This is a genomic window from Azospirillum mesophilum, assembly GCF_053470405.2.
Map to the genome: position 1 here is coordinate 299,445 of NZ_JBPXMQ020000001.1, position 13,699 is coordinate 313,143.

Sequence of the window (13,699 nt, forward strand, 5' to 3'; positions counted from 1 at the left end):
TTCGGCGATGCGGGCGGGGAGGACGGGCCGAAGCCTTACATCTTCTTCTGGACGTTGTCCGACGACCGCTCCATGGCACGGCCGCCGGCCTGCACGTCCTCGCCCATGCCGGAGACCGTGTTGCAGGCGGCGAGGGTGGAGCCGAGCGCGGCGCCGAGCATGGCGAAAAGAACAAGCTTCTTCAGGGTACGCATGGCAATCTCCCGGTTGCGGTCACAAGCAATCGCCTGAAAAACGCGCGAACGGGGCCAAGGGTTTCCAGGCCGCCGCAAGCTCGGCAAGCGTGGCCGCCACTCGAACGGATAAGGGGGAGGCTCGCGCATGTTCGAAGGATTCGCCCGCCGCCGCGTCGCGACCAGCGGGGCGGAGATCAACGCCCTGATCGGGGGCGAGGGGCCTCCGCTGCTTCTGCTGCATGGCTTTCCGCAGTCCCACGTCATGTGGCACCGCGTGGCCCCGAAACTGGCCGAGCGCTTCACGGTGGTGGCGGCCGACCTGCGGGGCTACGGCGAATCCTCCAAGCCGCCGGGCGATCCGGCGCATGAGACCTACTCCAAGCGCGCCACCGCGCGCGATCAGGTGGAGGTGATGGCGGCGCTGGGTTTCGACCGCTTCCGCCTCGCCGGGCACGACCGGGGCGCGCGGGTGTCGCATCGCCTCGTGCTCGACCATCCGGACCGGGTGGAGCGCGTCGCCTTCCTGGACATCGTGCCGACGCTGGAGGTCTTCGCCCGCATCGACCAGCGCATGGCGACCGCCTATTACCACTGGTTCTTCCTGATCCAGCCGGGCGGCCTGCCGGAGCACCTGATCGGGCTGGATCCGGATTATTACCTGCGCCGCGTGCTGGGCTCCATCGGCAGCACCGCCGAGGTCTTCGACCCGGAGGCCATCGCCGCCTACCAGACCGCCTTCCGCGATCCCGCCGCCGTCCACGCCATGTGCGAGGACTACCGCGCCGCCGCGTCCATCGACCAGGACCACGACCGCGAGGACCGCGCCGCCGGCCGTCTGGTGACCTGCCCGTCGCTGGTCCTGTGGGGGCGCAACAGTGCGGTGGGGCGCCTCTACGACGACCCGCTGGGCATCTGGCGCGCCTACGCCCCCGGCATCCAAGGGCGCGCGCTCCCCGCCGGCCACTTCATCCCCGAAGAGGCGCCGGAGGAAACCGCCAAGGCCCTGCTGGATTTCTTTGCGTAACAGTCCATGCAGCAAAGAAAAAGCCCTTCTCGCCTTGGGGGAGAAGGGTTGGGATGAGGGGTCGTTACGCCCGGTAGGGCGGAAAAATTAGCTTCCGGCCTCTCGCGGGAACTACGTTCCCGCTGACGGCGTCAGGCGAATGCCTTGGCATTCGCCGAGAGCCAGCGACGCTGGCCCGCCACCCTCACCCCAACCCCTCTCCCTCAAGGGAGAGGGGCTTTCGACAAGCCACTCAGGCACTTACCGTGCTTGCGAAAACTTTGCATCCCGTAGTGTTTGAAGGGCTTTTTGGGATCGTCACGCCGCCAGACGCAGGTCCAGGCGGCTCCACACGTCGAGAAGGGCGTCCACGAGGCGGGCCATCTCGGCGTCGCTGTGCAACGGGGTGGGGGTGAAGCGCAGGCGCTCCGTGCCGCGGGGCACGGTGGGGTAGTTGATCGGCTGCACATAGATGTTGTGCCGCTCCATCAACTCGTCCGAGGCGCGCTTGCAGCGGTGGGCGTCGCCGACCATCACCGGCACGATGTGGCTGACCGACGGCAGGACCGGCAGCCCGGCATCCGACAGCAGGCGCTTCAGGGTGGCCGCGCGCTCCTGGTGGCGGTCGCGTTCGGTCTGGCTGGACTTCAGGTAGCGGATGCTCGCCAGCGCGCCGGCCGCCAGAACCGGCGACAGCGAGGTGGAGAAGATGAAGCCCGCGGCGAAGCTGCGGATGCAGTCCACCAGCGCGGTCGAGCCGGTGATGTAGCCGCCCTGCACGCCGAAGGCCTTGCCCAGCGTGCCCTCGATGATGGTCAGGCGGTCCATGGCGCCGTCGCGCTCGGCCACGCCGCCGCCGCGCGGGCCGTACATGCCGACCGCGTGCACCTCGTCCAGGTAGGTCATCGCCCCATGCTTCTCCGCGACGTCGCAGAGATCGTGGATGGGGGCGATGTCGCCGTCCATGGAATAGACGCTCTCGAAGGCCACGACCTTGGGCCGGTTCGGGGCGATCTGGGAGAGCAGCTCGTCCAGGTGCTTGGGGTCGTTGTGGCGGAAGATGTGCTTTTCGGCGCCCGAGTTGCGGATGCCGGTGATCATCGAGTTGTGGTTCAGCGCGTCGGACAGGATCACGCAGTTCGGCAGGATCTTGCCCAGCGTGCCCAGCGTGGCGTCGTTCGACACGTAGCCGGAGGTGAACAGCAGCGCCGCCTCCTTGCCGTGCAGGTCGGCCAACTCACGCTCCAGCAGCACATGGTAGTGGTTGGTGCCGGAGATGTTGCGCGTGCCACCGGCCCCGGCGCCGACACCGTCGATGGCGTCGTGCATGGCCTTCAGCACGGCGGGGTTCTGGCCCATGCCGAGATAGTCGTTGGAGCACCACACCGTCACCTCGCGCTCCCGGCCGGAGCCGTCGCGGTAGGTCGCCTTCGGAAAATTCCCCGCATGGCGTTCCAGGTCGGCGAAAACCCGGTAGCGGCCATCCTGCTTGAGGGTCGCGATCTGGGTGCGGAAAAAGCTCTCGTAATCCATCGCGCGCTTCCGTTCGCGGTCATCCGAAGGGGTCGGGGTGCCTGGCCGGCCGGCGGATCCTCGCCCTTGGCTCTAGCACCTTGGAAAGATGGCATGATCGGTGCCGTCTTGCCACCGGGCATTGATTGAAGTCAAAGGATGGCGGCGAAGACAACCGAATTCCGCGCCGCCCGTCGCGGTCCGGGGGCACCATTCCCCCTTCGTCGCCGCCCGTCCATGGCCGAACGCGCAACTCAGCCGTGTTCCTTTCGATCTTGGGCTCGCACGCGAAGGCTAATCCCGAAGAGCCATTTTTCATGGCTGCAACAAAGCGTTTCCCAAAGGAAATCTAAATTATGAAAAGGTGATCGGCTTGTCTTCCTCTGATGGAATAGAGCTGCATTCAGCCTTTTCTATACGCGGATAAGCTTATGGACGCATCTTAGTGATCGCTGTCACCATCATCATGGGTCTTCGTTGTGGAGGACACGCCATGAGTGCGGTCATGAGAGCGAACAGCGTGCCGGTCCGGCAGGCGTCCGGTCCGGAGCGCGGCAGGGACGTGCATGCCGGCGAGACGCCGGACCACCGGCGCGTGCGGCCGGACTTGCGGCCCGACTTGCGAATTGTGCCGATGGCGTCCGCTCCCGCGCCGGAGCCGGAACGTCTGGCCCGCGTCATCCACATGGCCAGTCTCGGCTGTTACGTCGCTGTGCATCACGGGCGGTTGGTCGAGGTGAACGGGCGCATGACGTGGCCCAGCGCCGAGTCGCTGGCCCGGGACGCACGGACGGCGGGCATCGTCGCGTCGCCGATGGCGATCGACACCACCCGCGCCTGACCGTACAGAACCAACGAAAAGGGCCACCCCCGCCGGTGGGCGGACGGCGGCCCTGTCGTGTCTGCCGTTACCCGCGCAGGGTCGGCGCCGCAGCGTCCAGCGCCTTGGTCAGGCGGTCGAAGATGGCGTCGATGTCGGCCTCTCCGATGACCAGCGGCGGGCAGAGCGCGAGGCTGTCGCCCATGGCGCGGGTGATCAGGCCGTTCTCCTGGGCCAGCGTGTTCACGATGGCACCGGCGCGGCCCACGGGCTCGAAGGGGGCCTTGGTCGCCTTGTCGGCCACCAGCTCGATGGCGCCGATCAGGCCGGCGCCGCGCGCCTCGCCGACCAGCGGGTGCTCGGCCAGCGCCTTCAGCCGGCGCTGGAAGCGCGGCGCGACGGCGCGGACGTGGCTGACGATGTCGCGCTCCTCATAAATCTTCAGCGTCTCGATGGCGACCGCCGCCGCGACGGGGTGCGCGGAGTAGGTGTAGCCGTGGCCGAAGGTGCCGATCTTTTTGCTCTCGTCCACACAGGCCCGGTAGATCCTGTCGGTCACCATGACCGCGGAGATCGGCAGGTAGCCCGACGACAGCTGCTTGGCGCAGGTCAGGATGTCCGGCTCCATCCCCATGGTCTGGCTGCCCCAGAAGTTGCCGGTGCGGCCAAAGCCGCAGATCACCTCGTCGGCGACCAGAAGGATGTCGTACTTCTTCAGGACCGCCTGGATCTTCGGGAAATAGGTGGCCGGCGGAACGATGACGCCGCCCGCACCCATGACCGGCTCGGCGAACATGGCGGCGATGGTGTCCGGCCCCTCCGCCAGGATCAGCTTTTCCAGGCTTTCGGCGAGGCGGGTGGCGAACTCCTCCTCGCTCTCGCCCGGCTCGGCGAAGCGGTAGTGGTGCGGGCAGTCGGCGTGCAGGATGCGCGCGATGGGCAGGTCGAAGTCGCGGTGGTTGTTCGGCAGGCCCGTCAGGCTGGCCGTCGCCACGGTGACGCCGTGATAGGCCTTCACGCGCGACAGGATCTTCTTCTTTTCCGGCCGGCCGAGCGCGTTGTTGTAGTACCACAGCAGCTTGATGACCGTGTCGTTCGCCTCCGACCCCGAATTGGCGAAGAACACCTTGGACATTGGCACAGGCGCCAGCTTGATCAGCCGCTCCGCCAGATCGATGCCCGGTTCGTGGCTCTTGTGGCCGAAAACGTGGTAGGTCGGCAGCTTGCGCATCTGCGTGGCCGCGGCCTCGACCAGCCGATCCTCGCCCCAGCCCAGCGACACGCACCACAGGCTGGCCAGCCCCTCGATGTATTCCTTGCCGCTGTCGTCGAAGACGCGCACGCCCTCGCCGCGCTCGATGATCAGCGGACCCTGGGTCTCGTGCGCGTGCAGGTTGGTGTAGGGGTGCAGAAAATACGCCTTGTCGCGGCTTGCCGCCGAGTTACCCAAAGCCGTGTTGCCGTTTTCGGTCATGTTTGCCCTTCCCGGTTTCGCTGCCGTGTTCGAAATCTTAAACAGCGAGTCCGATCATACGCAGAACGGGCGATGACGACAAACCCGTAGACGGGACACCTCGGGTATGCGCAACGCGGTGGCTTCTGGACGTCTGGGTTGGCGTGGGTGTATGCGGGACAGGACGCCAAAATGTAAGGGAAAAAGATGATCACGCTATATGGTATACCGAGTACTGCCGCCCTAGCGCCTCACATTCTGTTGCGTGAGATCGGGCTCTCTTTCGATCTGAAGTTGCTGAGCCGCGAGAAGGCTGAGCACAAGTCGGATGACTATCTGCGCCTGAATCCCAATGGCCGCGTGCCGACGCTGGTGGATGGCGACCTCGTCTTGTTTGAGACGGCGGCGATCTGTCTGCATCTGGCCGATTCCTACCCGGCAGTCGGTCTCGCGCCCGCGGTGGGCACGGCGGAGCGCGCACATTTTTATAAGTGGCTGGTCTACCTGACCAACACCGTGCAGGCCGACATGCTTGTCTACTTCTACCCCGAGCGTTACGTGGAGGGGGAAGCCCCCCAAGCGATGGTGAAGGCTATGGCCGAGGCGCGTCTGTTCGACCAGTTCACGCTGCTGGACCGGGAATTGGGTGGCAAGATGTGGTTTTTGGGTGACCGCTACAGTGTTGTAGACCCGTATCTGTTCGTGTTGGCGCGCTGGACGCGCTTCATGGCCAAGCCGGCGCGCTCCCTGCCGAACCTCGGACCATACCTCGCCCGCGTGCTGGAACGCCCTGCGGTTAAGGCGGCGTTTGAGGCTGAAGGTTTGAATGCGCCGTATTATTTGCCGTGTTACTGATGGTCAGATCGTAACGTTGTCGGCGGCGCCGCAAATTTTCAAGAAATCCGGCGCTTACCGCGGCTCCTGCCAGGGCAGATGCTCGGCGCCGACCAGCTTTTCGACGTCGGCGGCGGGCATGGGCCGGGCGAAGTGGTAGCCCTGCCCGTAATCGCAGGCGAGCGCCCGCAGCAGGTTGGCGTCGGCGCTCGTCTCGATGCCTTCGGCGATCACGTCGAAGCCCAGCAGGCGCGCCAGGTCCATGATGATGCGGACGATGGCGCGGTTTTCCTCCGAATGGTGCATGGCCATGACGAAGGAGCGGTCCACCTTCAGGCTGTCGATGGGCAGCTTGTGCAGGTAGGACAGCGACGAATAGCCGGTGCCGAAATCGTCGATGGACATCTTGATGCCCAGGCCGCGCAGGCTCTGCAGCAGGCGGATCGCCTGCTCGGCCTTTTCCATCACGGCGCTTTCGGTGATCTCCAGCTTGATCCAGGAGGGCTCGGCCCCCGTCTCGCGCAGCACGTCGCGCACCAGCGAGACCACGTCCGGGTCGTTCAACTGGCGGGTGGAGAGGTTCACGCTCATGAACAGCGTGGCGGAGCCGGGCAGGCGCTTGTCCTGCCAGTCGGCGATCTGCTTGCACGCCTCGCGCAGCACCCAGGCGCCCAGCGCCACGATCAGGCCGGTGCTCTCCGCGATGGGGATGAAGACGCCCGGCGGGATGTTGCCGCGCTCCGGATGGTTCCAGCGCACCAGCGCCTCGAAGCCGGCCAGCCCGCCCGTCACCATCTCCACGATGGGCTGGTAGGCGACCCACAGCTCCTCCCCGCGTTCCAGCGCGCGGCGCAGGTCATGCTCCAGCCGCACCTGCTCCACGACGCGGGTGTGCATGCCCGCGTCGAACCAGGCGTGGCGTCCGCCGCCCTGCTCGCGGGCGCGGCCGGTGGCGATCTCCGCGTCGCGCAGCACGTCCTCCGGTCGCTCATGCGCGTCGGAGGAGCGGGCGACGCCGATGCTGGCGGACAGGAACACCGACGCGCCGGAACTGGACTTGGCCGAGCGCACCAGCCCGGCGATGACCTCCAGCCGGTGCTCGATGGAGTTCGGCTCGCAGTCGCCGCCGATCAGCAGGGCGAAGGCGTGGTCGCTGATGCGCGCGATCAGGTCGGCGGAGCCGGCCTCGTTGCTGAGCTTCGTCGCGACGTCGGTCAGGATTTCGTTGGCGAAGCCCTGGCCCAGGCTGGTGCGGATGTCCACGAAGCGGTCGAAGTCCACGATCACCAGCGTGAACGGTTCGCCCATGCCGTGGAAGTCGGTCATGTGCTTGACCAGCAGCATGCGGTTCGCCAGCCCCGTCACCGGGTCGTAGTAGGCGAGCCGGAACAGGTCGTCCTGGGTCCGCCGCCGGTCCGTCATGTTCTGCATGATGACGAAATAGCCGGCGACGCGGCCGTCCGGCGTGCGGTAGGGCGCGTGCGTCCGCACGATGTAGTCGTTCCCGCCGCCGGGGCACGGCAGCCAGCCTTCCGTCTGCACGACCTCGCCGTTCAGCGCGCGCTCCGCCGCATCCTTGGTGGTGCGCAGCGTGTCGGCGCCCAGCAGGTCGCCGACGGTCGTGCCGACGATGCCCTCCAGCGTGCGCCCCATACGCTCAAGATAGGGCCGGTTCGCGTAGACGTGCCGGCGATCGCGGTCGAGCAGGCCGATCATGACCGGCATCAGGTCGAGCGTTTGGCGCAAGGTGTCCAGCGCCGGAGCCCCGGATTCGGTGCCGGAAAGGGCGGCGGCCAGCGCGACGATTTGAGGATCCGGCGTCATGGGCGGGAAAGGTCGGGGCACCTTGATTAAACGACGGCCAACACTTACGCGAAACATCGCCCACGCGTCAAAACCAAAGCCACGGGAAGCGGCAATTTGCACCGGGCGTCTATTGCCGCAGCATGGCGGGGGCTTTCATGCCCCGGTATTCATGCGCAGGAAGGTTGTTGAAGTTCCTGATAAAAGCCGTTTTCGTTGCGCTGCGCGGAGGCACCGATTCCACCTGGAAGCGCTGAGACGGCATGCCTGCGTCCTCCAATCTGATCATCGTCATACGGCCGCGTGCCGGCTATAATTTCGACCCTCGCGCGAGTGGTGGGCCCGACCAATGACCTAGCCCCCCGCGCGCACCAGGGAGAATCGCCATGGCATTCAAAGATCTGCTGGTGGTGGTCGACGACACGCCGGCCTCGGCCGCGCGCATCGACCTTGCCGCCCAGTTCGCCGCCCGCAACGACGGGCACCTCACCGGGCTGTACGCCGTCGTTCCCGTCGTGCTCCCCGGCTACATCGAGACCGAACTGCCGGAAGAGGTTCGGGACAACCAGCGCCGCTTCGCCGAGACGCAAGCCGCCAAGGCCGAGGCGCTGTTCAACGAGGCGGTGCGCCGCCACGGCCTGACCGACCGGTCGGAATGGCGTTCGGTGCGCGGCAACCCGACGGACGCCGCGGCGCTGCACGGCCGCTACGCCGACCTCGTGGTCGTCGGGCAGGTGGACCCGCACCGCGACCGCGAGCATGCGGTCGTCCTGCCGCAGGATCTGGTGTTCGAGTGCGGGCGCCCGCTGCTGGTGGTTCCCTACGCCGGCGGCTTCTCCAAGCTTGGGGAGCGCGTGCTGGTCGGCTGGAACGGCAGCGCCGAGGCGGCGCGCGCCGTCGCGGACGCCATGCCGCTGCTGGAAGCGGCCAAGCGTGTCCTGCTGATGGCGGTGAACCCGAAGACCGGCCGCGCCGGCATCGGCGACGAGCCTGGTGCCGACATCGCCAAGCATCTTTCCCGCCACGGCTGCCGCGTCGAGGCCGCGCACGTCACCACCGACCAGGTGGAGCCCGGCGACGCCCTGCTGAACGCCGTCGCCGACGAGTCCTGCGATCTGGTGGTGATGGGCGCCTACGGGCGTTCCCGCCTGCGGGAGCAGGTGCTGGGCGGCATGACCCGCTACATGCTCCAGCACATGACCGTACCGGTGCTGATGAGCCACTGACGGTTCGTTCCGTGGATCGAGGGGGGCGCCGTCTCCCCTCCGTCCCTCCCACCGCCGCTTCGTCCGATCCGGGAATAATTCGGCGCCGCCGCACGTTCGTGGTGGTGTCGCGATGCCCGCGACACGACCTTGCGGTGTTGAGGAGAGCGGACGATGCGTGCGCTGTCTCGTGTCCTGACGGCCCTGATCCTGTCCTGCGGACTGGCCCTCGCCCTGGTGCCCACTGGTGCGGCGGCGCACGGCGACCGCGGTTACTGGTCGAATGGGCCGGGAGTGGTTGTGCCGCCGCCCGGCAGCACCGTCATCGTCGTACCGCGCCCACGCCCCGTGCCACCGCCCGTGTACGTGCCGCCGGTCTACGCCCGTCCCTATTGGGGGCCGGAGCCGCGCTACCGCTCCTGGGACGGTCCGGAGCGGCACCATCACCACCATTGGGGTGAGGGGCGGGATGAGGGCTGGGGCCGTTCCGGCTGGTCCTCCGGCGGCGATCCCGGACCGTTCCGCCATCGCTGGTAACCCGGCGGAGGACCCGTCCACACGTCTTCTGTGCAATCGTCTGTGCGATCGCGCCGTGGAAGGGGGGCGATTGCCCGCGCACAGTCGCGAGATGGAAGCCGCGCTTGGCCTTCTTCTTTTCGACTGTGCGGGGATGACATGAGGCTTTCGGCATTGGGAAGACGGCGACCGCTGGCCGCCGCCGCTCTGGTCGCGTCCATGCTGTCGCTGGGCGCCTGCGCGACGCAGGGGCAGAGCCGGTACGGCTATCGGGACGTCGGCCAGACGACGTCGGTCGCCTTCGGGACGGTGCTGGCATCCCGCCCCGTGGACATCCGCGGGCAGAACACGGGGGCGGGCGGCGTGATCGGCGCGGGCGCCGGCGGCCTCGCCATGTCCAACGTCGGGCGCGGCACGGGCAACGTGGCGGCCATCTTCGGCGGTGCCGTGGTGGGCGGGCTCGCCGGCGCGGCGGCCGAGCAGGCCATATCGGACCGCACCGGCATCGAGTATGTGGTCACGCTCGCCAGCGGCCAGACCATCACCATCGCGCAGGACCAGGCGCCGGGCGATCCGGTGTTCGGCCCGGGCCAGCGCGTGATGGTCCAGACCAGCGGCAGCTACCAGAGGGTTCTCTCGGCCAGCCATCTCCCGACCGAGGTGAGCCGGCCCAAGGACATCAAGGTCGTGGACTGAGGCGCGCCCCGATCTTCGCCGCCCAACGGACCGGGGGTGACGGGAACGGTGAAGGGCAGGCCCGGCCGCTCCCTTCGAAGGGGCGGCCCGTTCCGTCGATCGGCGCGGTTGCGGAATAAAAATTATCAGGACCAATATGCCCTAATCGACATAACGGAACTGCGGGTTGGGCGGAATGCGCGACGTGGCGATTTCGTTTCTGGTGATTGCGGCCATGGCGGCCGGCGCTCACTGCGCCGCAACCGCGTGGTGCGACCGCAACGTCCCGCTGGAAGGTTCAGGCCCAATGGCAGCCATGGCGGCCACGCCGACGCCCTTGGCCAATGCTCCGGGCAGCGCTTTATCCCTGGCCGTGCTGTCGGCCCGGTGATCCCAGGCGTGCCCCACAAAAAAATCCGCCGCCAAGCCTTGCGGCTGGCGGCGAGTTGAACAGGGAGGCTTCACGTCTGGGAGACGCTGGGTCCGAAGACCCAACCCCGGAAGCGTGCTTCCGGGACGAAACGCCGGATGCTGCGGCGCAACATCCAACGCCCAAGTTTTGACCATTCTGCCCAAATCTTTCCATCATCAATTCGCCCAATCGGCCATGCGATATCCGCATGGCTTGCAAGTGCTTGAAATCAAACGGTCTAATCCCGCTTTGAGCGTGATGATGCCAAAGAAGCATGCGCCCGCCGCCGGTGCGGCAGCGGGCTTGCAATGCATTCTTTCTGGGCTCTTGTCGTTCGGCCGAAAGGGGGCCGGATCAGAAGGCGGACTCGGCCACCTTCTTGACGAGGAAGTCGCGGAACACCGCGATGCGCTTGGAATGGCGCAGTTCCTCGGCATAGACGAAATAGGCGTCGACCTTCGGACCGTCGATGTCCGGCAGGACGCGGGTCAGTTCCTTCGTGCCGTCCACGAGGTAATCGGGCAGGGCGGCGATGCCCAGGCCGCTCTCCACCGCGCGGTAGATGGCGTACATGCTGTTGACCTGCAGGACCGGCTTGCGCGCCCCCGGGGCCGGGTCGCCCACCTCGGTGATCCAGTTCACGTTGGCGATGGGCGCACGCACGTCCGGCGGGTAGGCGATGACGTCATGGTTGTCCAGGTCGGCCGCCACCTTCGGCGCGCCGCGCTTCTTCAGATAGCTCGGGTGCGCGTAGAGGTGGAAGTGCACCGACATCAGATGGCGCTGGATCAGGTCGGGCTGGCGCGGCGTGTTCATGCGGATGGCGATGTCCGCCTCGCGCATGGCCAGGTCCAGCTCGTCGTCGTCGATCAGCAGCGTCAGCTGGATATCGGGATAGATCTGCAGGAATTCGTTGATGCGCGGCGTCAGCCAGCTGGAGCCGAACGCCACCGTGGTGGTGACGCGCAACGGTCCCTTTGGATGCTCCCGGCTTTCGGTCAGCATCGCTTCGGTCATCGACAGCTTGGCAAAGACGTCGCGCGCCGTCCGGTGCAGCAGTTCGCCCTGTTCCGTCAGGATCAGGCCGCGTGCGTGCCGATGGAACAGCGGCACCCCGAGGCTTTCCTCAAGCGCGCTGATCTGGCGGCTGACCGCCGATTGGCTCAAATTCAACGTCTCGCCGGCGTGCGTGAAGCTTCCAGCCTCGGCCACGGCGTGGAAGACCCGAAGCTTGTCCCAGTCCATCATGCCTGTCCTGCCACCCGCGACATTGGCGGGGAGCCTCCCGTTTGTTCTTTATTGTCGGCGCATGGCCGACATGCATGTTTATACCGGGTACGCGCGACGAACGCACGCCCAACCACAGGCCATCGGCACGAAAAAGAGCCAAGCTTGGTAAGAATTTTCGATCGTGCGACCAAGATCGCACGTTTCTTTTCGGCTTTTTGTATGGATTGACCTGTCCTGCAACTGCTCAATGGTGTGGCCGGCGGGGATTTGCACCGTTCTTTCCGATAATCAGGAGGGGCCGGCCGGCGACTCAGGATCGGTCTTCTCCGCCGGGCGTCTTGCCGGCCTTCGTATCGTCCGTCCCCACTTCGCTGTTGCGCTTCGCTTCGGGCCGCGACGGCGCGCGGCCGGGCAGGGGAGTCTGGGGGATGGTGCCGGGCGTCGTCTCGATGGACGGCGCCTGGAGACCGTCCCGGTCGTTGGCGAAGGTGGGCGTGTCGGCGTCTTTCTCGTGCTGCGTCGGTGCCATGGCGGTTTCTCCGGCGGGTTTCTCCGGTGGGGGGTGCCGGGAACAACAGCCGGGACGGTCAATCCGCCGCTTCGATCGCCTGCGGCACCTCTTTCGCCCGCGCCAGCTGTGTCCTGTCCCGGTGCCCGCTGATCTCGGCGCCCGCGTCGGGCGGCAGCGGCACGAAGAACAGGGCCGACACGCAGGCCATCGCCCCCACGGTCAGGAAGGCCGGGACGAAGTCCACCGGGGCCAGCGCGGCACCGCCGGCGAAAACCTGCGTCAGGTGCAACACCAGCGCGCCCACCGCCACGCCGAGGCTCAGCGAGATCTGCTGCATCACGCTGGACAGCGTGTTGGCCCGGCTCAGCCGTGGCGGAGGCACTTCGGCGTAGGCGAGGCTGTTCAGCCCGGTGAACTGGAGCGAGCGGAAGAAGCCCCCGGCCAGCAGCGCGCCCAGGATGACCCAGTGCGCCGTCTCCGGCCGGAAGGCCGCGTAGCTCATCAGGATCGCGCCGCTCAGCAGCGCGTTGCCGATCAGCACCCGGCGAAAACCCATCCGGCGCAGGATCGGCCCGGCCAGCGTCTTCATGGTCAGAGCCCCGACCGCCCCGGCGAAGGTCAGCGCGCCCGATTCGAAGGGCGTGCGACCGAACCCGACCTGGAGCAGCAGCGGCATCAGGAAGGGCACCGCCCCGATGCCGATGCGGAACAGCGTGCCGCCGAGGATCGAAGCCCCATAGGTCGGCAGCCGGAACAGGCTGGGGTCCAGCACCGGCCGCGCTACCCGGCGGGCGTGGCGCAGGTACAGTCCGCCGGCCACCACCCCGACCGCCAGCACCCCGGCGACGGCGGCGGGCGGCATCACGGTGCGCCCGACATTCTCCAGCCCGAACATCAGCGCGGCCAGCGCCATCGCGCTGAAGGCGAAGCCCCGGCCGTCGAAGGGGTCGATTTCCTCCTCCCGCACGTTCGGGATCAGGGCGAGCACGAGGGCGATGCCGATCAGGCCGATGGGCACGTTGATGAAGAAGATCCAGCGCCAGGAGGCGTAGGTGGCGATGAAGCCGCCGACCAGAGGCCCCAACGCCGGTCCGACCAGCGCCGGGATGGTCATCTGCGCCATGGCGCCGACCAGCCGGTCCTTCGGCACGGTCTTCAGCAGGATCAGCCGCCCGACCGGCACCATCATGGCACCGCCCATGCCCTGCACCACGCGGGCGGCGACCAGCTCGAACAGGCCGTTCGACAACCCGCACAGCACCGACCCCACCGTGAACACCGCGATGGCGGAGGCGAAGATCGTGCGCGCGCCGTAGCGGTCCGCCGCCCAGCCGCTGACCGGCAGGAACACCGCCAGCGCCAGCATGTAGGAGGTCATGGCGAGGCTGAGCCGCAGCGGATCCTCGCCCAACGAACGCGCGATCTGGGGCAGCGCGGTGGCGATCACCGTCGCGTCCAGATTCTCCATGAACAAGGCGCAGGCAACGATGAAGGGAACGAGGCGGAGGGCACGGGGCATGGCGGGGAGCGGAGCGGTGGGGACGCTCTC

Annotated in this window: 14 protein-coding genes; 7 read left to right on the top strand and 7 right to left on the bottom strand. The window is 67.2% G+C overall.

Annotation, left to right across the window (positions count from 1 at the left end):
* Positions 1 to 35 precede the first annotated feature (35 nt).
* A complete protein-coding gene (locus ACSVC7_RS01435; RefSeq protein ID WP_448204055.1) occupies positions 36 to 194 on the bottom strand; it encodes an entericidin A/B family lipoprotein in 159 nt (52 codons plus the stop codon).
* A gap of 127 nt (positions 195 to 321) precedes the next feature.
* Here ACSVC7_RS01435 and ACSVC7_RS01440 point away from each other — a divergent pair, with 127 nt between their 5' ends.
* Positions 322 to 1,200: an alpha/beta fold hydrolase gene (locus ACSVC7_RS01440; RefSeq protein ID WP_448204056.1), complete on the top strand. Its 879-nt coding sequence runs from the start codon at positions 322 to 324 to the stop codon at positions 1,198 to 1,200.
* A gap of 297 nt (positions 1,201 to 1,497) precedes the next feature.
* On the opposite strand, the gene hemA is transcribed toward ACSVC7_RS01440, so the two are convergent.
* Positions 1,498 to 2,712: a 5-aminolevulinate synthase gene (hemA, locus tag ACSVC7_RS01445; RefSeq protein ID WP_448204057.1), complete on the bottom strand. Its 1,215-nt coding sequence runs from the start codon at positions 2,710 to 2,712 to the stop codon at positions 1,498 to 1,500.
* 484 nt (positions 2,713 to 3,196) lie between these two features.
* On the opposite strand from hemA, the gene ACSVC7_RS01450 reads away from it, so the two are divergent.
* Positions 3,197 to 3,532 carry a hypothetical protein gene (locus tag ACSVC7_RS01450; protein WP_448204058.1) on the top strand — a complete coding sequence of 112 codons (336 nt, stop codon included), beginning with the start codon at positions 3,197 to 3,199 and terminating at the stop codon, positions 3,530 to 3,532.
* A 67-nt stretch (positions 3,533 to 3,599) separates the two neighbouring features.
* Here the strand turns inward: ACSVC7_RS01450 and ACSVC7_RS01455 are convergent, their stop codons facing one another.
* The gene (locus tag ACSVC7_RS01455; RefSeq protein ID WP_448204059.1) at positions 3,600 to 4,985 is read right to left on the bottom strand and encodes an aspartate aminotransferase family protein; all 1,386 of its coding nucleotides are present in this window, start codon (positions 4,983 to 4,985) and stop codon (positions 3,600 to 3,602) included.
* 186 nt (positions 4,986 to 5,171) lie between these two features.
* Here ACSVC7_RS01455 and ACSVC7_RS01460 point away from each other — a divergent pair, with 186 nt between their 5' ends.
* The gene (locus ACSVC7_RS01460) at positions 5,172 to 5,819 is read left to right on the top strand and encodes a glutathione S-transferase family protein (protein ID WP_448204060.1); all 648 of its coding nucleotides are present in this window, start codon (positions 5,172 to 5,174) and stop codon (positions 5,817 to 5,819) included.
* A 54-nt stretch (positions 5,820 to 5,873) separates the two neighbouring features.
* On the opposite strand, the gene ACSVC7_RS01465 is transcribed toward ACSVC7_RS01460, so the two are convergent.
* A complete protein-coding gene (locus ACSVC7_RS01465; RefSeq protein ID WP_448204061.1) occupies positions 5,874 to 7,622 on the bottom strand; it encodes a putative bifunctional diguanylate cyclase/phosphodiesterase in 1,749 nt (582 codons plus the stop codon).
* 365 nt (positions 7,623 to 7,987) lie between these two features.
* Here ACSVC7_RS01465 and ACSVC7_RS01470 point away from each other — a divergent pair, with 365 nt between their 5' ends.
* The 4 genes from ACSVC7_RS01470 (at position 7,988) to ACSVC7_RS01485 (ending at position 10,388) form a co-directional block, all read left to right on the top strand.
* Positions 7,988 to 8,827 (top strand): universal stress protein, encoded by an 840-nt coding sequence (locus tag ACSVC7_RS01470; protein ID WP_448204062.1) that lies wholly within the window; start codon positions 7,988 to 7,990, stop codon positions 8,825 to 8,827.
* Between the two features lie 153 nt (positions 8,828 to 8,980).
* Positions 8,981 to 9,343, top strand: a complete 363-nt coding sequence (locus tag ACSVC7_RS01475) for a hypothetical protein (RefSeq protein ID WP_448204063.1) — start codon at positions 8,981 to 8,983, stop codon at positions 9,341 to 9,343.
* A gap of 138 nt (positions 9,344 to 9,481) precedes the next feature.
* Entirely contained in the window at positions 9,482 to 10,018 is a 537-nt protein-coding gene (locus ACSVC7_RS01480) for an outer membrane lipoprotein (RefSeq protein WP_448204064.1), read from the top strand.
* A gap of 175 nt (positions 10,019 to 10,193) precedes the next feature.
* The gene (locus ACSVC7_RS01485; RefSeq protein WP_448204065.1) at positions 10,194 to 10,388 is read left to right on the top strand and encodes a hypothetical protein; all 195 of its coding nucleotides are present in this window, start codon (positions 10,194 to 10,196) and stop codon (positions 10,386 to 10,388) included.
* Between the two features lie 375 nt (positions 10,389 to 10,763).
* On the opposite strand, the gene ACSVC7_RS01490 is transcribed toward ACSVC7_RS01485, so the two are convergent.
* The 3 genes from ACSVC7_RS01490 to ACSVC7_RS01500 form a co-directional block, all read right to left on the bottom strand.
* The gene (locus ACSVC7_RS01490) at positions 10,764 to 11,654 is read right to left on the bottom strand and encodes a LysR family transcriptional regulator (protein ID WP_448204188.1); all 891 of its coding nucleotides are present in this window, start codon (positions 11,652 to 11,654) and stop codon (positions 10,764 to 10,766) included.
* 295 nt (positions 11,655 to 11,949) lie between these two features.
* Positions 11,950 to 12,168, bottom strand: coding sequence for a hypothetical protein (locus tag ACSVC7_RS01495; RefSeq protein ID WP_448204066.1), 219 nt, complete (start codon positions 12,166 to 12,168; stop codon positions 11,950 to 11,952).
* 58 nt (positions 12,169 to 12,226) lie between these two features.
* Positions 12,227 to 13,669 (bottom strand): DHA2 family efflux MFS transporter permease subunit, encoded by a 1,443-nt coding sequence (locus ACSVC7_RS01500; RefSeq protein ID WP_448204067.1) that lies wholly within the window; start codon positions 13,667 to 13,669, stop codon positions 12,227 to 12,229.
* Positions 13,670 to 13,699 lie beyond the last annotated feature (30 nt).